This window comes from Roseivirga sp. YIW32, assembly GCF_057219245.1.
This window is the reverse complement of the sequence record NZ_JBXVVG010000002.1, coordinates 23,921-43,327: the sequence shown is the minus strand read 5'-3', so window position 1 is coordinate 43,327 and position 19,407 is coordinate 23,921. Positions and strand designations below refer to the sequence as shown.

General features: G+C 44.2%; 17 protein-coding genes. 11 read left to right on the top strand and 6 right to left on the bottom strand.

The annotated features are described in order from the left end of the window. Window positions 1-2: 2 nt before the first annotated feature. The 4 genes from AC2D6U_RS08880 to AC2D6U_RS08865 all read left to right on the top strand — a co-directional run bounded on the left by AC2D6U_RS08880 (window position 3) and on the right by AC2D6U_RS08865 (window position 3,879). Window positions 3-296 (top strand): hypothetical protein, encoded by a 294-nt coding sequence (locus AC2D6U_RS08880; protein ID WP_484720624.1) that lies wholly within the window; start codon window positions 3-5, stop codon window positions 294-296. Between the two features lie 43 nt (window positions 297-339). Beyond that, window positions 340-2,112, top strand: coding sequence for a hypothetical protein (locus tag AC2D6U_RS08875; protein ID WP_484720623.1), 1,773 nt, complete (start codon window positions 340-342; stop codon window positions 2,110-2,112). Window positions 2,113-2,221: 109 nt separating this feature from the next. Next, a complete protein-coding gene (locus tag AC2D6U_RS08870) occupies window positions 2,222-2,776 on the top strand; it encodes a hypothetical protein (protein WP_484720622.1) in 555 nt (184 codons plus the stop codon). A gap of 50 nt (window positions 2,777-2,826) precedes the next feature. Beyond that, entirely contained in the window at window positions 2,827-3,879 is a 1,053-nt protein-coding gene (locus AC2D6U_RS08865; RefSeq protein WP_484720621.1) for a M42 family metallopeptidase, read from the top strand. Here AC2D6U_RS08865 and crcB read toward each other — a convergent pair. The 5 genes from crcB to AC2D6U_RS08840 all read right to left on the bottom strand — a co-directional run bounded on the left by crcB (window position 3,876) and on the right by AC2D6U_RS08840 (window position 10,424). Beyond that, on the bottom strand, window positions 3,876-4,250 hold the full coding sequence (crcB, locus tag AC2D6U_RS08860) for a fluoride efflux transporter CrcB (RefSeq protein ID WP_484720620.1): 375 nt from the start codon (window positions 4,248-4,250) through the stop codon (window positions 3,876-3,878). The two genes, AC2D6U_RS08865 and crcB, sit on opposite strands and share 4 nt — an antisense overlap. Beyond that, on the bottom strand, window positions 4,243-4,692 hold the full coding sequence (locus tag AC2D6U_RS08855) for a hypothetical protein (RefSeq protein ID WP_484720619.1): 450 nt from the start codon (window positions 4,690-4,692) through the stop codon (window positions 4,243-4,245). The genes crcB and AC2D6U_RS08855 overlap by 8 nt, the downstream gene beginning before the upstream one ends. Continuing rightward, the gene (locus AC2D6U_RS08850; protein WP_484721759.1) at window positions 4,689-5,288 is read right to left on the bottom strand and encodes an acyl carrier protein phosphodiesterase; all 600 of its coding nucleotides are present in this window, start codon (window positions 5,286-5,288) and stop codon (window positions 4,689-4,691) included. Before AC2D6U_RS08850 ends, AC2D6U_RS08855 begins: the two co-directional genes overlap by 4 nt. Before the next feature lie 45 nt (window positions 5,289-5,333). Further along, window positions 5,334-7,835: a DUF5916 domain-containing protein gene (locus AC2D6U_RS08845; protein WP_484720618.1), complete on the bottom strand. Its 2,502-nt coding sequence runs from the start codon at window positions 7,833-7,835 to the stop codon at window positions 5,334-5,336. Window positions 7,836-7,952: 117 nt separating this feature from the next. Continuing rightward, window positions 7,953-10,424, bottom strand: a complete 2,472-nt coding sequence (locus AC2D6U_RS08840; RefSeq protein WP_484720617.1) for a DUF5916 domain-containing protein — start codon at window positions 10,422-10,424, stop codon at window positions 7,953-7,955. Between the two features lie 245 nt (window positions 10,425-10,669). Here AC2D6U_RS08840 and AC2D6U_RS08835 point away from each other — a divergent pair, with 245 nt between their 5' ends. Together AC2D6U_RS08835 and AC2D6U_RS08830 are read left to right on the top strand one after the other, a co-directional pair. Next, window positions 10,670-11,395, top strand: a complete 726-nt coding sequence (locus AC2D6U_RS08835) for a class I SAM-dependent methyltransferase (protein WP_484720616.1) — start codon at window positions 10,670-10,672, stop codon at window positions 11,393-11,395. Window positions 11,396-11,491: 96 nt separating this feature from the next. Then, the gene (locus AC2D6U_RS08830; RefSeq protein ID WP_484720615.1) at window positions 11,492-12,769 is read left to right on the top strand and encodes an amidohydrolase family protein; all 1,278 of its coding nucleotides are present in this window, start codon (window positions 11,492-11,494) and stop codon (window positions 12,767-12,769) included. A 33-nt stretch (window positions 12,770-12,802) separates the two neighbouring features. Here the strand turns inward: AC2D6U_RS08830 and AC2D6U_RS08825 are convergent, their stop codons facing one another. Further along, window positions 12,803-13,342: a DUF4924 family protein gene (locus AC2D6U_RS08825; protein WP_484720614.1), complete on the bottom strand. Its 540-nt coding sequence runs from the start codon at window positions 13,340-13,342 to the stop codon at window positions 12,803-12,805. Between the two features lie 207 nt (window positions 13,343-13,549). On the opposite strand from AC2D6U_RS08825, the gene lepA reads away from it, so the two are divergent. From lepA to AC2D6U_RS08800, 5 genes are all read left to right on the top strand, one after another. Beyond that, the gene (gene lepA / locus AC2D6U_RS08820) at window positions 13,550-15,337 is read left to right on the top strand and encodes a translation elongation factor 4 (RefSeq protein WP_484720613.1); all 1,788 of its coding nucleotides are present in this window, start codon (window positions 13,550-13,552) and stop codon (window positions 15,335-15,337) included. A 48-nt stretch (window positions 15,338-15,385) separates the two neighbouring features. Beyond that, window positions 15,386-15,745, top strand: a complete 360-nt coding sequence (locus AC2D6U_RS08815) for a four helix bundle protein (protein WP_484720612.1) — start codon at window positions 15,386-15,388, stop codon at window positions 15,743-15,745. Between the two features lie 40 nt (window positions 15,746-15,785). Further along, window positions 15,786-16,661 carry a bifunctional methylenetetrahydrofolate dehydrogenase/methenyltetrahydrofolate cyclohydrolase FolD gene (gene folD, locus AC2D6U_RS08810; protein ID WP_484720611.1) on the top strand — a complete coding sequence of 292 codons (876 nt, stop codon included), beginning with the start codon at window positions 15,786-15,788 and terminating at the stop codon, window positions 16,659-16,661. A 123-nt stretch (window positions 16,662-16,784) separates the two neighbouring features. Continuing rightward, window positions 16,785-17,396: a 7-carboxy-7-deazaguanine synthase QueE gene (locus AC2D6U_RS08805; RefSeq protein WP_484720610.1), complete on the top strand. Its 612-nt coding sequence runs from the start codon at window positions 16,785-16,787 to the stop codon at window positions 17,394-17,396. A gap of 1 nt (window position 17,397) precedes the next feature. Further along, window positions 17,398-19,242 carry an OmpA family protein gene (locus AC2D6U_RS08800; protein WP_484720609.1) on the top strand — a complete coding sequence of 615 codons (1,845 nt, stop codon included), beginning with the start codon at window positions 17,398-17,400 and terminating at the stop codon, window positions 19,240-19,242. Window positions 19,243-19,407: the final 165 nt, after the last annotated feature.

The following is a 19,407-nucleotide window of genomic DNA, read 5'->3' as shown; positions in this document are numbered from 1 at the left end:
ACGTGCAGATCAAGGACATCGATAATGATCGAGCGAGTTTTGGCGGGCGATTGACCGTGAAGCGACTCAATAAGCAAGTCAAGATCAAATCGGAGAATGGGTCTTCCACCATCCCACTGAAAGTACAGTTGAATAGCTATAATGTGCTGTCACAGTTTACAAACTATAGCCTTGATTTAAGTGGTGATGTGGACCTTGGATTCGAGCGTAATTTCAGGTATTACTACCAAACGATCATTTCGATCAGCAGCTTCGCCGGGACTCAATTTCTCGGCTCTTATCGATTTGCCGAATAATTCTTCAGATTATACCGTGGCGGTAGGGGATTTGGGTGCCAATATGGAATTACTCCTCAATGGAACCGGAGCCAGAGGAACTTACCGTTTCGATCATGTCGATGTCACAGGGATCTTTGTGACAAGGCCTCAACCCGGAAACATCAATAACAACCTGACGAGTGCAGGATCTAGTGTTCGTTTTAAGTCAGGAAAAGGCTGGAATGTGGAGTCAGAATTGGTTTATCAGATCTACGAATTCAATCAGGTTGATCGTCAATTGGGGACTGTCAGAGGCAACTATCGCTTTAAAAATCAGGGCTTGGCCGAATTGAAGCTTGGTTATTCCAATGAGGCCCATCAAGGGATCGATACAACCTTCACTACACCGGGGGTTGGAATCGCAGGGCGATATACCGGCAGAATTAAGGAATTGAGCGTCAGTACCCAAGTGCGCTTCAATTCAAAGAACTTCTCTTCACAGTTCAGGGGTACACAGTCGTTCAGCATGAATGCCCGTTATCCAATGCCAAACAATAGCTTTTTAGGGCTTAGGGTCAACATGAACCAGCGCAACCCAGAGATCTACTCAAAGGGAATTCGCTTTCCTGACAGGTTGTTCAAACGGAATACTTACGAATTGAGGTATGGGTGGAATACAGCTGGTGGAAATTTCATCTTTTCTCCCAAGGTATATGACGAGGAGTTTTTGGATGTGAGAACCACTACCGCCGGAGCTGGAATTACCTTCTCCACAAACAACAGATCAGATCTACGATTCTTCACTCGTTTTTATTCAGGATTTACCAAGGCAAAAGACTACGACATTGATCCTTATTTAGTCAATCGGTGGGAGAATGTACTTCGCTTTAAGAACCTGAATCTGTCGGCCCGTTATTATTATGGTCCATACAACATCTTAGATAACCTACGGATCATTGAAGATCGGATCAATCCGCAATCCTTCTTTCTCAGTGCATTTGCCAATTTGAATTTTGTGCAAGCCCGCTTGTCGTTTCGCCCCATGATGACGATGAGCTACGAATCAGTGCTTGCCAGGTGGCGCATGAACCTTGCCCCTCAGCTGACCTACTATGCACCCTCTGGATTTGAGTTCAATGTGACCTTAGAGCATTTCAATATCAATCAGGGGGAGAGTCCTTTAGCCAGTATCAACGATGCAGGGACGAATGCATTCAATCCATTTGCCCAAAGCAATACTTTTTTGCGCTTTGGTATCACCAAACAATTCAACATCAAAAAGCCGGGAAAGAAATCGTATGAATTGGAAGTGGTCGTGTTCAAGGATATGAATGGCAATAACCTCAGAGATCAGGGTGAAGAGTTTGAAAAGAATGTGATCGTGAAAGTAGGTGACGCCATGTTGATGACGGATAAGAATGGAAATGTGATCTTCCAAGACCTTCCAGAAAATCGATACCAAATAGAGACCCAATTGCTGACAAATACCGAAGGATGGTTCCGGTCAAAGAGTATAGAGGTAGATCTTCGTAATGACCAGACCGTGTTCATTCCGCTGAAAAGAGGAGTGCAGATCAACGGGAGTATCATCTTACAAAAAGCCAGGTTCTCTGCACTTGGTGAAAACTCCATGGACTCGAAAGGTGTACGGGTGACCGCCATTGATGGCAATGGAGAGGAGTACTCTACTTTAAGCGGACCAAGTGGTGAGTTCAGGTTGTATGTGCCTTTTGGTCAGTATACCATTAAAGTGAACGAAAATGCTTTTGATCAACAATTCCAGTTTGCCCAAAGCAGCTATAACCTTGTGGTGAACAACCTTAATGTGATTTACACTTTAGCAGAAGACCTTTAAAATATTTTATTTACTAAGACGTAGTAAATAAGTTAGTTCGATTTATGTTGATTGGTAAAAGGGGTAGTATAACACTACCTCTTTTTGTGTTTTTATACCTTAGTAGTTTATGTTGAGAGGCATTGGCTTCATATTTCTATTCACCTTAACCACCCTTCCATTCTATGGTCAGACGATTGATATTGTCATAACGAAAGGAACTGACCTAAACTTTACCTTCAATACCATTCGTGACTACATGAATGGTGTCATTACCCCAAATGCAACCGAATTCCAGGTCACTTCTACGAGTGAGTGGGACCTTTATGTAGGTACACAAACCATCACTCCCGGAGAGTGGGACATTATGTCTTCTTATTCGAGTGCCGGCAACTCGCAGGTACCGGTTTCCATTTTAGAAATTCGCGCGGTCAGCCCAGGCGGATCGTCACAACAAACATCTTTTTTTCAATTACAAGATATTTCCACACCGGTATTTTTGATCGGTTCTGCAGCAGATGATGTACTGGTGACCACAGGTGTCGGCACCAATCAACCGGGTGACCCCGGTAGCAATGCCTTTACTCATCGATTTCGTATTGATTACAAACTGACTCCTGGTGTCGATTATCAGCCGGGGATTTATGGACTGACCATTGTCTTTACACTCGCTGAAGATTTATAAATCTCTTTTTCACACCGGCTAGAGGGCGTATATTCGTCAAAAAAAGTGCTATGCCGATCAATGTCTCCCTATTAAAAACAATTTGTGAAACAGCTGGTGCACCAGGCTTCGAAAAGCGGGTGCGTGATTTTGTCATACAAGAAGTTCGTCCTTTGGTGGATGAGCTCAGCGTTGATAATATGGGCAACGTGATCGCCGTTAAACGTGGGGTGAAGAATCCAGGTGGTAAAAAGGCCATGGTGGCTGCCCATATGGACGAGATAGGCTTTATTGTGACCCACATTGACGATAATGGCTTTTTACGCTTTCATACCCTAGGAGGTTTCGATCCCAAAACCTTGACCGCACAGCGCGTCATTGTGCATGGGAAAAAGGACATTATTGGTGTCATGGGCAGTAAACCCATTCATGTGATGACTTCCGAAGAACGGAATAAAGTAGCCAAAACGACGGATTACTTTATTGACCTTGGCATGCCAAAGGAAGAAGTAGAAAAGATAATCTCTGTAGGCGACCCGATCACAAGAGAAAGAGAACTCATCGAAATGGGGAATTGTGTCAATTGCAAGTCGATCGATAATCGCGTGTCGGTTTTCATTTTGATCGAAACCTTAAGGAGATTGAAAGACCAACCTTACGACGTTTACGGGGTGTTTACCGTGCAAGAAGAAGTTGGATTACGAGGCGCCAATGTATCGGCGCATCAGATCAATCCGGATTTTGGTTTCGGCCTAGATACCACCATCGCATTTGACCTTCCAGGTGCGCAGGCACATGAAAAAGTGACTTCGCTTGGGGAAGGGGCTGCCATTAAGATCATGGACGCTTCCACCATTTGTGATTATCGAATGGTCGACTTCATGAAGAGAACGGCTGATGCTCATCAGATCAAATGGCAGCCGGAAATATTAACCGCAGGAGGAACCGATACTGCAGGCGTTCAACGAATGGGTAAAAGTGGGGCAATTTCTGGTGCTGTTTCCATTCCAACACGGCATTTGCATCAAGTGATCGAAATGGCAGACAAAGACGATATCCAGGGGGCGATCGAGTTGCTTTCGGCTTGTTTGATGGATTTAGACACCTACGATTGGTCTCATTAGATTTTAGCGCTAAGCTTAAGGCCTGCATAGGCTAAAATAAGGCCTATAAAGACACTTAGGCCAAGATAGACGAAGGCTTGCAAGGGTTTTTCAGCCAGGAGGCCTTGTCCTTGCATTGCAAAGGTCGAAAAAGTAGTAAACCCACCACAAAAACCACTGATGAGTAACAGGCTACTGTTCTCCGAAAGGTATTTTTCCTGTTCAAGTAAACCAAAGAAAATGCCGATCATCAGACAACCAATCATATTGACCACAAAGGTTCCATAAGGCGAAAATCCTTCAATGTTTTTATGAAGCAATTCTTGAATTAAATAGCGTAAGGCACTACCGATTCCACCTCCAAGAGCCACTAAAAGTAAATTTTTAAGCATTCTCTTTTACCTCCTTTTTTGCTGCTTTTCGCTTGACGTACTGATAGACCTTTGTGTACTCGCTGTTTTCCTGATTGCTGAGTTTGACAAAGCCTTTGTTTTCAAAGACGAGCTTAAGCTCTTTAAATACACCGCTTTTTGTCTCGATAACGGTTTCTTGCCATGCACCAAGCGATTGAATCGGTTGGCTTGACCTGAACAAACGAAAGGGATAATAGACATGGACAACGTCATGGCTGATCTTGATCACCTTGTAGTTAAAGATCAATTTGTACAGCAGTACAGAGGTGGCCAGGAGTAGGATGCCAAGCACTACATAGCGCCAAGTTGAATCCTCTCCCTTTAGCAACGCATTCATAAAATAATACGATCCGGAGCCTGTTATAATGGTCGACATGCTCAAGGCAAAAATGGTTTTCCTCTTTGGCTTAGAAATGATCATCTCTGCGAATTAAGTAATTCTTCACGGAAATTGTTAGCATGATGGACTACCTCAGGGAAGAATGCCAGGAACTCTTGATCAAATGCCTCATGATGTTTTTGCAGATCCACAATCGCCTGCTCCATTTTCGAATCGAAGCTTGTCCGTCTCGACATCCCGCTCAATGAACGGTGTATTCCTGCAAAACTTTGATAATTCACCAGCCAATTTCCTCTGATCATATAAGGAAGCATCTGTTGTGCGCGCTCTGGCAATTCAGCTTTTCTTTCCATCAGTAGGGCGTATTTATCAGAAACAAATTGGTCCAAAGTCTCGGATGAAAAGTCCGAAAAGTGTAAGGCTAAAAAGTGATCATAAAACACGTCAACAAGCACACCGGAATAATGGCGGTACTTGTCCTTCAGGCGGTCTTTGCTTTGTCTAACAACCTCATGTTGATCTGTAAAACTATCTATTTCGCGATGCAAGAGAATGCCGACCTGAATTCGGGAGGGATACGTTTGGTACTGATTACCCTTGACAAAATCTCCCATGAAATTGCCTAAGGCGATTTCCTCATCTGGTCCAGATAGTAGTAAGTGCGCTAGAAAATTGATGGCCCTGCTTTTGATTAAAGCTAAGCAATCACTCGGAAATTCTACTTACCCTTTTTGAAAGAGTTTTTTGATATTGAGGTAATCGATGAAATAGACCATACGGATCGTTATGGTGTCAAAGTTGGGTGCTCCGATCACATTACTGAAGTTTTCGCCAAAACCCAATGCTGAATTGTTATCATCGGTACCAATTTGACGCTTCCAAATCACGCGTATTTCGCTACCGGGCTTGAATTGCCAGTTGTAATCCATGTCAATGTTGAAAGCATTAAAGTTTCGATCATGGGCAGGCAAACCTTCATCGTTAATTCCAGGATAATCAGAATCGATCAATGAACCATCTTCTTGCAAAGCAAAGTAGTCGTCGTATTTCACGCGACTCCAATAGTGCCGGACCCTAAATGTTAGGCCCATGCGGTTAGTGAAGATATAGCTGAAGTCAATCGTGTTTTCGAGATTTCGAACTTCTCGTTGCCCGATAATGATGTCCGTGAGGTCGCCATTGCCATCGTATAGACGACGAACATAACCACGTTCGTTCGATCGGATATCGTAATTGATGCGATGTGTGAGTTCAAAACGTTGGCCCACCCGAATTCGCTCAGAATGAAAAATGGATTGATTGGTGTTGTTCCATTCGGGCCGTCGGCTCACTCGGAATCGCCCATTTGCTCTGAAATTTTTGCGACTATCCGTTCCGTAGTCCATGCTAAAGGAGTGTTCTTTCGGCCTGATCAAATAGTATCCGTTGACCCGCGGTTCAAAATAATCATAGGTACTTCGCGGAGTGGAGCGGAAGTCAACTCCTGTTGACCAGAAGTTTTTGAATTGGCCCCTTACGTTGACACCGAAATTTGTATTTGTATAAACACGGGGTTCAAAAAGCTCATTGTATTGACCCGACAAACTGACACGCCAATTGTTGAACATTCCTTTCGGTTGGAAGGAATTGTACGATAGGTTTCCTTCATGCTCCACGCGATTGGCTCGCCTTAAAAAACCGATGTCATTAATGTCATAATCATCGGTTTCTACATTTCTATTTACCCTGAACTGAAAGTTTCCTCGTGCTTTTGAAAGGCCAATGTTGTATTTGTAACCGGACTTGACCTCTCGATTGGCATTGTCACCTTCATATGAGATCACATTGCTATAACTAAATACCCCATTCGTTCGCCAAGTCAAGGACTTATCGTTCAACCTGAAGTTCATGGCAGAAATGTTGGCATCATCTGCTGTACTTCCACGAACTACCATGGCATTAGTGAAGGTCACGCTGGAATTATTTTTCAGGTTTTGGTCCAATACCAGGATGTTATAATCCGTGATGGGTTCGCCCTCCACTTCACGAGTCTGACCTGTTGCCGTATCTTCAACGGTGATCAGGGTTCTGTCTGTAATCGCATTGAAAAAGCCAATGCCCAATCCTTTGCCTGTCCGACCTGTCAGCTTAAATGCATTCAGCAGCTGAGCTGTTTGGGGTTTACTAATGATTTCTTCCGAATCCTCAATTTCACCCGAAATATGTCCCGTTGTTCCACCAATTCTTCTCGAGTAGAACAAACCTGCGCGGTTAAAAAGCTCAACCCCCTCAATGAAGAACTGCCGTTGCTCGTCAAACCTGACTTCAAAAGGAGAGAGGTTCAATACTTGATTGTCTGATCGCACCCCACTAAAGTCCGGAATCAGGGTCATGTCTAAAGTAAAGGCGTCGGTTAAGCCATAGCGTAAATCCATCCCGGCATTGAACTGGGGATCAACAAAGCCAGTTTCTGTAGACCTTGATAGAACAGTCGATACGTAAGGATAGAAAAAAAGACGTGTAGGCGTTTGAATGTTTTTCAGGTTTTGCACCTCTCCCGCCTGATTCAAATATCCATCAAGCTCAGGGTCAATGCCATTCCAGAAAGACTCCTCATTGAGGTTCGTACTGCGGCGCATAAAATTAATTCCCCAATTTTGAATATCGCTACCGGTAAAGCGCAGAACGGCATAAGGAATTTTATATTCTACTACCCAGTGGTCGTCGTTAATGGCGGTTTCTGAAAGCCAAACAGCATTCCAGTCTTCATCATTTCGCCAGATGCGCTCATTCCCGCCACCGCTGTAGCGCGTGTCGTATTGAACCCCTGCAACTGTGACAAATAAGCCCACGCCATTCAGCCCCGCCTTGAAGGGGTCAAGACTGACCCCGAAATAATCTGAACTCCCGATGTTATCGCGGTTGGTCAATAAATTGAAAATGTCTTCTTCCTTTTCGTAAAGTTTAGCGAGAATGTAGACGGCTTCGTCGTCATAGACCATCCGAACCTCAGATTTTCGCTCGGACAATTCGCCAGGGGTTGGCCTGAGTTGTACGAAGTCCGTCAATACTTCAGCCTCTTGCCAGATGGCTTCATCCATCTTGGCGTCGACTTTCATTTTTTCCGTTGTTCGAGTGCCCTGAAAGCTTTTCTTTTCGTACTGTGCATTGACATTGCCGGTCGTAGCGAAGACCACGACAAGGAGAAGGCAAAAGCTTCGGAAAAGATTAAAGGATATGTTCAACACAATTTTCTCTATGAACGACGAAATTGACTAAATGCGCCGGTAATTGGAACGTATTTTATTCGAGATAAGCCGACGCTCGGATGAATGGATACCGCTCATAGAAAGTGGTACCGTTTATTGTCTAAATAGACTCTTTACTTTCAAATAGTCGACAAAATAAACCAAGCGAATGGTGATGGTATCGAAATTGGGTGCGGTGGCCGTATTGCCAAAATTTTGGAAAAAATCTAGGTCTGTTCTTACATCATCTGTACCAATCGCACGCTTCCAGATGATCCGTATTTCACTACCCGGTAAGAACTGCCAGTTGTACTCCATATCAATGTTGAATTGATTGAAGTTTCGGTCATGTCGAGGAAGCCCGTTCTCGTCTAGCCCATCGTAATCAATGGGGGTTAATTCGCCATTTTCTGATAGGTCGAAGTAATCATTGTACAAAACCCTTGACCAATAATGTCGCAATCGGAAAGTTAGTCCCATGCGGTTGTTGAAAATGTAACTCGACGAGAGGGTATTCGTCAGGTTGCGTACATCTCGTTGACCAATGACCACATTGGTCATTTCACCTTGATCGTTTCTGAGCTTGGTGACATAGCCTCTTTCTTGGTCTCTCGTCGATAGATCTATGCGATGGTCTACCTGAAATCGACTACCAATATTCAATCTCGCACTTAAATTGATGAATTTGTCCGTTTGATCCCACTCTGGTCTTACCCAATACCGAAGTCTGGTCGATACGAATAGGTTTTTCCTTCTGTCTGTGCTTAAGCGAGTGCCCACCGAGTAGTCTTCAGGTCTTGTAAAGACGTAGCCTGGCTCGCGAGCTTCAAAAAAATCATTACTTGGTACGGGGGTAGAGTTAGCATCGACAGAAAAGCTCCAAAAATTTCTAAACGAACCGGAAAAATTTCCGCTCATCTGAAACTCTGCAAAATCATTCGGCTGATAGAGCTCTCTATGCTCAAATTGTAGTCGATAACTATAATCGTTCCAAATGCCTTTGGGTTCGAATTGAATATAGGACAATTGCAATCTATGGTCGAGCCTGTTGGCTCTTCTTAAGAAACCAAGGTCATTGATGTCATAGTCATCCGTTTCCACATTCCGACTCAATTCAAATTGAAAATTACCCCGTTGCTTAGAAAACTCAACGTTGTACTTAAACCCTGTTTTGAGGTCTGCATCTTCTCCTTCTATCGGCCTTTGGGCAATTTGGCTATATCCATAAAAACCACGCAAACGCCAGGTCAGGCTTTTGTCATTCAAACTTAGGTTAAGACCAGTCACATTGGCATCATCACCATTTTTTCCTCTGATCACGCTGTTGTTAGTGAACGTGACGCTAGAGTTATTTTTCAAGTTTTGGTCTAAGACAAGAATGTTGAAATTGGTCAGGGGATCGGCTTCCACCTGTCTGATCTCACCAGTTTCTTCATTTTCTACTTCTACGAATGTTCTGTCCGTGATGGCATTGAAAAAACCAATTCCCAAACCACTGTTGGTTCTCCCTGAAATTTTCCAAGCGTTGATCAGCTGAGCCGCTTGTGGTCTCGAAATGATCACTTCATTAGGGTTCAGGTTTTCTGTCATGTTGCCAAAAGTGGAACCAATTCTTCTTGAATAGAAGAGTCCGGCTTTGTTAAATAGCTCCACGCCCTCCGTGAAGAATTGCCGCTGTTCATCAAAGCGGACCTCAAAAGGTGATAAATTGAGTATTTGATTGTCTGATCTTACCCCACTAAAATCAGGAATCAATGTCATGTCCAAAGTAAACGCGTCATTGAGCCCGTACTTAATGTCCATGCCACCATTTAATTGGGGCGAAACAAATCCGGTTTGGGTCGATCGGCTCACCACCGTAGAAACATATGGGTAGAAGAAGAGACGCGTCGGTGCATTAATGTCTTTTAAGTTTTTTACTCTTCCGGCTTGATTGAGAAAACCATCTATTTGTGGGTCAATGGGATTCCAATAAGAATATTCATTTCGTGAACGTGACCTTCTTCCAAAATTAATTCCCCATTCTTGGATGTTCTTTGAATCAAAGCGTAACACAGCATAGGGTATTTTGAATTCCGCTACCCAATAGTCGTCATAGATCTTTGTTTCAGACAGCCAAACTGCATTCCACGATTCGTCGTTGCGATAAAAGCGTTCGTCTCCTCCATTAGAATAAAGGTAGTCCAATTGAACACCCGCTGAGGTAACAAATAAGCCCACGCCATTTAATCCTGCTCTGAACGGATCAATGGCGATCCCAAAAAAATCGGCATTTCCGACGTTGTCACGGTTGGTTAAAAAGTTGAAGATGCTGTCACGCTCCTCGTAAATTTTGGCCGCCACATAGATGGCTTCATCGTCATAAGAGAGCATGACTTCGGTGTCTTTCGTGGCCGGTTTTCCTGGATTTGGTCTCCGTTGGGTAAAACCTGATAAGGTGGATCTGTTTTGCCAAGTAGCTTCATCCAAGACCCCATCTATTTTGATTTTATCCAAAGCGCGTTCCGCGTCGAACTCTTTTCTAACCGTTTGGGCAGAAGTGGCAACTGATAGAAGAACTAATACAAGGCTGAATAAGACTTTCACAATTCACTTATAATCTCTGTACCAACACACAAAATTTAAATTTGTTCCTAAGACCTTGTAGTAAAATTGTACCAGCGATAGGTTTTTTGTTTGAGTGGCTACCGTTCATCTAAGTGATTGAGCCATAGCGAATTGAAATAATTCTATCAGATAGCTGACCTATAGAATTTAGCAGGGCTTACTGTTAATAGGCTGTATGGAAATTTGGTAAAGCAGGTATTACGCAAAATATAATAAGGATGGATATGGATTTACTTTTTGTAAGCAATACGTATCTTGTCCAAATGGACCCCTATGGACGAGCATTGAAGGATTTTGCGCAAGAAGAGGAGGTTGCCAAACTCATGGTCAATACCAGTTATGGAAAACCTGAAGAAATTCCACTATGGTACTTCTTTCGCGAATATGAGGAGATGCCAACCTTAGAGCAGCTAGCACTTTCTGTTTGTGAGGGGAGAGTCCTTGATATTGGTGGCGGTACAGGTTCTCACGCCATCTGTTTGCAACAAATGCAAAGGGAAGTGACTGCAATAGATACCTCTAGTGAAGCCGTCGATATCATGAAAGCATCCAAGGTGAAAGATGCGCGTAATCAGGATTTTTTTAGCCTTGAAGGGGAGCAATTCGATACCCTTTTGGGCTTGATGAATGGTATTGGGTTCATTGGTACATTGGATCGACTAGGGCTTTTTCTGAAAAAGGCGGATGAACTGCTCAGCAGAGAAGGTCAGATCATCCTGGACTCAAGCGACATCAGTTACCTTTATGAACGAGAGGAAAAGCCCAAGGATCGCTACTACGGCGAAGTGCAGTTCCAATACGAGTACAAAGGCCAAAAAGGTGATTGGTTCGATTGGGTCTACATCGACATGGATACTTTAACAGAAAAGGCATACGATCTTGGTTGGATCACTTACATCTTAAATAAAGATGAAAATGATCAGTACTTGGCCCGCCTTGTGAGGAGGTAAAGCACCGATTAGGAATCAAAACCTGTTCAACTGTAAGCCGGTTTTCCCAAAACTGTTTTCTAGTTTGACTATATTATGTGCTCAACCTTACCTACTATGAAAAGAATACTATTTTTTGCGAGCATGTTCTTTAGTCTGTTATCGCTTAGTGCTCAAAAGACCATCTTACACTGCGGAAAACTTATCGATGGAACGTCCGATCAGGTACAAAGCCGAATGTCTATTATTATTGAAGGAAACCGGATCGTTACCGTTGAATCAGGGTATACGCGCGGGGGAAATGACGATACGGTCATTGATCTCAAAGATAGAACCGTAATGCCAGGGCTAATGGATATGCACGTGCATATAGAAAGTGAAAGCAGTCCGAAAAGCCAGGTCAATGGCTTTATTCTCAACGAGGCTGATGTGGCCTATGATGCTCAGGTTTATGCCCAGCGCACCTTAATGGCCGGTTTCACCACGGTAAGGGACCTTGGTGGCAGCGGTGTTAACGTGTCCTTGCGAAAAGCCATCGACGCGGGCAAGGTGATTGGTCCGCGAATTTATACGGCGGAGAAAGCGATTGCTACAACCGGTGGACACGCTGACCCGACCAACGGGAACAAAGCGGACTTGATGGATGATCCTGGCCCGAAAGAAGGCGTGATCAATAGTTACGAAGAAGCGAAAAAGGCGGTTCGCCAGCGCTACAAAAATGGTGCGGATGTGATCAAGATCACAGCAACCGGAGGTGTCCTTTCTGTAGCAAAAGATGGTCAAGGTCCACAGTTTACCATGGAGGAACTCAAGGGGATTGTCGAAATGGCCAAAGAATACGGTTTTGTGACAGCAGCGCATGCCCATGGGGATGAAGGCATGTACCGCGCAGTGGCGGCAGGCATCAATACCATAGAGCATGGAACGTTCATGTCAGAAAGAACAATGGATAAAATGAAAGAAATGGGGACCTATTACGTGCCTACAATATCGGCGGGAAAATTTGTGGTAGAGAAAGCCAAAATTTCCGGGTTTTTCCCTCCAGTTGTGGTACCCAAGGCATTAGAAGTAGGGCCAAAGATCCAAGAAACCTTTGCTGCGGCTTATGTCCGCGGGGTTAAGATCGCCTTTGGTACTGATGCAGGGGTCTTTCCTCATGGCGAAAACGGTAAAGAATTCGTGTACATGGTGGAGGCGGGCATGCCCCCCATGAAAGCGATCCAATCAGCGACCAGAACAGCAGCAGAATTACTCAGGGTACAAGACCAATTGGGCTCAGTGGAATCAGGTAAAATGGCAGATATTATCGCGGTAGATGGAGACCCTATCCAAGATATTGCTGCCATGACCAAGGTCACTTTTGTCATGAAGAATGGAACGGTCTTCAAGCAATAAGAAGGAGCCAACTTCAATACAAGTCCACTAGACTTAGCCTTTTTCTACTTGCTGGTCTCGATAGGCTGAAGAAAGGAAAGAAAGCACATTACCAAAGTGTGTCAGTTGTTCTTGAATGTCTTCAGAAATTTCTTTTCCGTTCATTCGAGCCAAGAGCAAACCAAAAACACCATTCAAACAGATTTGAACCGGGTTGCTAATGAGTCCTTGTGACGCTTCAATGTTTTCCCTGATGGCAGGTCGAGCTGCGTTAAAAATATGTTGGTAGTCGGGATTAGTGCTCAGTAGCTTGATACTCAAATCCGCTAAATTCTCCACTTCTTCTTGTACATAGCTCAGATGGCCCTCCTTTTGAAGACCCTCTTTTTGCATGTCAGCAATTACTGTCACATACCAATTGAGGTTCTTCTCTTTTTCTGCGGGAGACATTTTTTCATCTGGAATGTTACCAAAAACATGCACCCTGATCTTTGATTCATCGAATTCAAAATTTCGAATCAGCAATTCGGTTTGATACATGTAAATGATGTATTCAGCGATGTTTTCTTGCTTTTTCTTATCGGCCAATAACATAGCTGCAAAACTAAGGGTTAGTGCTAAAAAATAGTTACGTCATGCTAAACTAGTTTCGGCATCTATTTCATGAGATCCTCAATAAACCTGTCTACCGGCAGGTAAATTCAGGATGACGGACAGAATTAAATAGAATATTGTAAACTGCTTACTAGAGAGAATCAAAATGCACTTGTTTTTCCTATTTTTGCAGTTCTTATGACAGGCATGGAGAGATTTAGAAATTTTTGCATTATCGCACACATCGACCATGGGAAAAGTACCTTGGCCGATAGACTCTTACAGCACACCGGAACGGTGGCTGATCGTGATATGCAAGAGCAGTTGTTGGATGATATGGACCTGGAGCGCGAACGTGGAATTACGATCAAATCGCACGCCATCCAAATGAAATACCAGCACAAGGGGGAGGAGTATACGTTGAATCTGATCGACACCCCCGGACACGTCGATTTTTCATATGAAGTGTCTCGGTCCATTGCTGCCTGCGAAGGAGCCTTATTGATCGTTGATGCCTCACAAGGTGTGGAGGCGCAAACCATTTCCAATTTGTATCTGGCCCTTGAGCATGACTTAGAGATCATTCCAGTGCTGAATAAAATTGACCTTCCAGGAGCAATGCCGGAAGAAATGACAGATCAAGTGGTCGAGCTTTTAGGCTGTGATCCTGAAGACGTCATCTTGGCCAGCGGCAAGGCCGGAATTGGCATCGAAGAAATTCTCGAAGCGATTGTTGAGCGAATTCCTGCTCCAAAAGGAGACCCAGAGGAACCGCTGCAGGCCATGATCTTTGACTCTGTTTTCAATTCCTTTCGAGGAATAGAAGTCATCTTCCGGATTTTCAATGGGAAGATCAAGAAAGGAGACAAGATCAAATTTGTGAACACAGGTAAAGAATATTTCGCTGACGAAATTGGTATCCTGGGGTTGCAACAAAAACCACAGCAAGAAATGTCCGCCGGAAATGTTGGCTACCTTATTTCCGGCATCAAGGTGGCTAAAGAGGTAAAAGTGGGTGATACCATTACCCACCAGTCCAATCCCACCAAGCAGACCATCAAGGGCTTTGAAGATGTAAAACCCATGGTATTTGCAGGGATCTACCCTGTAGAGACGTCAGATTTTGAAGAGTTGCGGGCATCCATGGAAAAGCTACAGCTCAACGATGCTTCCTTGGTTTGGGAGCCCGAGACCTCAGCGGCTTTAGGCTTTGGCTTCCGTTGTGGCTTCCTGGGTATGCTCCATTTGGAGATCGTGCAGGAGCGTTTGGAACGAGAGTTCGATATGACCGTGATCACAACGGTCCCCTCTGTTCAATTCCATGCCATCATGAACGATGGTTCGGTGAAAATGGTGAATGCTCCTTCAGAATTGCCAGAGTTCAATGTAATGTCCCACTTGGAAGAACCCTTTATTCGAGCGCAGATCATATCCAAATCAGATTACGTCGGCTCGATCATCGGTTTGTGTATGGAGAAAAGAGGGCAGATCAAGAATCAGGTCTACTTAACCTCGGACAGGGTAGAATTGACCTTTGAAATGCCTTTGGCCGAAATCGTTTTTGATTTCTTTGATAAGCTAAAAACCATCTCCAGAGGCTATGCTTCTTTGGATTACGAATTGATCGGTTTTAGACAGTCGAATCTGGTGAAACTAGACATTCAATTGAATGGAGATAAGGTAGATGCCCTATCTGCCATCGTCCACCGCGACAAAGCCTATGAATGGGGAAAACGCTTGTGCGAAAAGCTACGGGAGCTGATTCCTCGCCAAATGTTCGAGATCGCTGTCCAGGCGTCGATCGGCACAAAGGTTATTGCGCGTGAAACCGTACGGGCTTTGCGAAAGAACGTATTGGCCAAGTGTTATGGTGGTGACATTACCCGAAAAAGAAAACTCTTAGAGAAACAGAAAAAAGGAAAGAAACGAATGCGCCAGGTTGGAAACGTTGAAATTCCACAAGAAGCGTTCATGGCTGTGCTTAAGTTAGATTAGTAGAAAACAGTGCTTGGTGCTTAGTGCTTAGTGCCCAGTGCTCAGAAGATGGACAATAAAGATTATACTGATTTAGACGTTTGGAAAGAGTCGAGAAGACTTGTGTCCTACATCTATGAGCTCGTTAAATTATTTCCAGAAGACGAAAAGTATGCACTTACCAGCCAGCTGAAAAGAGCTGCTATTTCTGTTCCTTCAAACATTGCGGAAGGGGTGGGTCGGCAGTATACTAAGGAACGAATACAGTTTTTATACATTTCTCGTGGTTCACTCTACGAACTTGAAACTCAATTGTATCTTGCAATTGACCAAGGTTTTGTCAACTCAAGAGATATAAGTGATATTTTTGAACAAATCACCAGCTGCAAGAAATTGGTTCAAGGGTACATAAACTATTTGAAGAAGTAAGCTGTGCACCAGACACCGGGCACTATTAAACCATATCAACATGCAACTATTAGACGGAAAAGCAACAGCACAATCAATCAAAGAAGAACTTGCCGAAAAGGTCAACGAGATCAAGGCAATTGGTGGTAAAGTTCCTCATTTGGCGGCAGTATTGGTGGGAGAAGATGGTGCGAGCAAAACTTATGTGAACGCAAAAGTAAAAGCTTGTGAACAGATCGGCTTTGGTTCAACATTGATCCATTTACCTGAAAACACTTCTGAACAGGATGTGCTGGCCACGGTAGAACAGCTCAACAATGATCCGGAGATCGATGGGTTCATTGTGCAAGTACCGCTACCCAAGCAGATCGATGAGCAAAAGGTTGTGGAGGCGATACGTCCAGAGAAAGATGTGGATGGTTTTCACCCTTCGAATTTGGGTAAAATGCTACTCGACCTACCGACTTTTTTACCGGCTACACCAAAAGGCATGATGCTTCTGATGGAAAGAAATGGCATTGAGACTTCCGGTAAGAACTGCGTAGTCATAGGCAGGAGTCATACAGTAGGCACCCCGATCAGCGTGTTAATGTCTAGAAATGCAAACCCGGGTAATGCCACGGTCACCCTCTGCCATAGCCGAACCAAAAACTTAGGGGAGGTCACCAGACAAGCCGATATTTTGATCGTGGCGATCGGTAAAGAGGGATTTGTTAGTGAAGACATGGTAAAAGAGGGAGCTGTAGTGATCGATGTAGGGATTCATCGAGTGCCTTCCACAGAGACAAAATCAGGCTTTCGTTTGAAAGGCGATGTGAAATTTGACGAGGTAGCACCGAAATGTTCTTACATCACACCGGTACCCGGAGGTGTAGGTCCCATGACCATCGCTTCTTTACTTTGGAATACGTACCTTGCAAGCCAGAAATTAGTATAGCACACGAACCGTCATGCTGTCCCGAGAGCAATTGGGATCAGCATCTGGCTAGACCCTGAAGCAAGTTCAGGGTGACGGTAGATGGAAAAAGCAGTTACAGCCACCTGCTCTAAAAAAGTTGAGATGACAAAAGAACAATCTATGCTTCCTATTATGGAAGCATTTTACACCATTCAAGGAGAGGGCCATTACACTGGCACTCCCGCATACTTCATTCGATTAGGAGGTTGTGACGTCGGTTGTGTTTGGTGCGACGTAAAGGATTCATGGAAGGCTGATCAGTGGCCAAAGCAGTCTGTTCAAGAGATTGTCGAAGCAGCACAAGCGCACAAAGGACGTTTGGCCGTGATCACAGGAGGTGAACCACTGATGTACGATCTGAGCACGCTAACAGAGGCACTGGATCAAGTCGACATGCAGGTCAACATTGAAACTTCTGGTGCACATCCGCTAACAGGATCTTGGGATTGGATCTGTTTCTCTCCGAAAAAATTCATGAAACCACGAAGTGAATTCTATCACGTAGCCGATGAGTTGAAGGTGGTCATTTACAACAAGAGTGATTTTGCTTGGGCAGAAGAACATGCGGCGAAGGTAAATCCCGACTGCTTGCTCTACCTTCAACCAGAATGGGAGAAATCAGATAAGATGCTTCCTTTGATCATTGACTATGTAAAAGAGAATCCCAAGTGGAATATTTCGTTACAAACACATAAGTTCATGAAGATTCCTTAAGGTGAAACGTCTAGCGCTGATCATACTGTCCCTTCTTCCCTTACTTACCTTAGGGCAAACTGAGCTGCATTCACGAAAGAAAAAAGCCATTGAGGAGTATCTAGAAGCCAGGTCACTGCTGGTGCTGGGCCAAAATGCTGAAGCGACGCCATTGCTCGTCTCAGCAATTCGAAGAGACAAGAGCTTTGATGAAGCCATCATGTCATTGATGCAGGTGTACTTGAACACCAACCAAAAGACCTTGGCACTAAACCTTTATTCCAATAGCAAGGAGGAAGTAGAACAGCCTTTTCAGGCAAGGTTGACCTATGATTTGGCCAAATTTCTTTGGTCGGAAGGAAATTATGAGCTGGCCAAGCAATTTGCCGATCAGATCAGCCCTCCCATTTACAACACGCGGCAGAATGACCTTGCCTTGTTGGTAGCCTCAATAGACTTCGCCTTAAAAGCAAAAATGCCTGAACAGAACATCTTATTCGAAGACCTTCTTCCAAAAATGAACCTGTTTGATATGCAATACTTTCCATCATTGGATGCCTCAGGTCAGCTGATCTTTACGGCAAGAGATAAACGATGGGGAGGCGACGAACAGATCATGCGAGTTCGAGACAGCGCTGGTGTTTGGGGAATGCCGCAGCCCATTGCTGAACGCATTAACTCTTCAAAGAATGAAGGAACTGCGGCCATTTCTGCAGATGGCAAGACATTGGTATTTACCGGTTGCAATCGCAAGAACAATATTGGTGGTTGCGATTTGTATGTATCCTATAAAGAGAATGGGGAGTGGCCAGAACCAACACTCTTACCAAAGACAGTCAATACGCCATATTGGGAATCTCAACCTTCGTTGTCGAGCAATGGCCAGACCTTGTACTTCGTAAGCACGCAGCCGGGAATGGGAGGACAGGACATTTGGGTGTCGCAGAAAGTCAATGGAAGATGGACAACCGCTGACCCCTTGAATGAGATCAATACCATGAAAGACGATGCATCGCCTTTCATTTATCCGGATGATAAGACCCTTTTCTTTGCAACGAATGGCAGGCCCGGTCTAGGCCGTTTCGATCTGTTTAAATCGGTAAAAACAAACAGCGGCTGGTTGACCCCTGAGAATCTTGGAAAACCGATCAACAACGAACAGGATCAATTGGGTTACAGCATTAGCGTGGATGGTTGGGCTTACTTTTCAAGTACATTAACCTCGGGGAAGATCATCATGAGGCGATTTAAGTTCCCTGAATTTTTGTTGCCGGAGCTAAGCCTTATCGAGCAACAGGTCGTTTTGGTTGATGCAAAAACCAAAGAACGCATTGACGGCCAAATTAGCATCGAATGGGAGGATAAGGTGCAGCTTATGAGTCCATCTGCTCTGGGAGTTTTTGCTGAGGTCCTTCAATCGAGACCAGAACGAATTATCGCCAAAGCCAAGGGTTACGTTGAAAAAGTAGTCGTCGATCCAATGGATTCCATTCAGATCGAACTCAACCCACTCCCCCTCAATGAACTGCTCTCGGAGCCTATTTTCTACGCCAGCAATGAGTGGAGGTTAGGACAAGTGCATTACCCTGAGTTGGACAGGCTTTCCAAACGGTTACGGGAGCATCCTGAATGGAGAGTATCCGTCGAAGGGTATGCAGATACATTAGGCAAAACGGAAGACAACCTGCTGCTGTCCCAGAGGCGGGTTGATCAGGTGGTTCAGTACCTCATCAAGAAGGGGGTATCTCCTGATCAACTAGAACCTGTCTACTTTGGCGAGACAAAATCCAAGCAAGAGGCCTACTTACCCAATAAACAATCAGATCGAAAAGTGCTGATTCGGCTTAATGAAGTTTCAGAAAATTAGGGTGATTCGCATAGTTGAATAAAGTTTTGTTGTTGCCGACCGACCTAAGTGTTAAGTAAAGGGAGTTATTTTAAACAGAAAAAGCGATAAATCAGCAAGGCCGATGAGTCTGGCTTTCTATTTGCTTTAAAACGGAGGATATTCTTTACGACTATTTGGTTAATT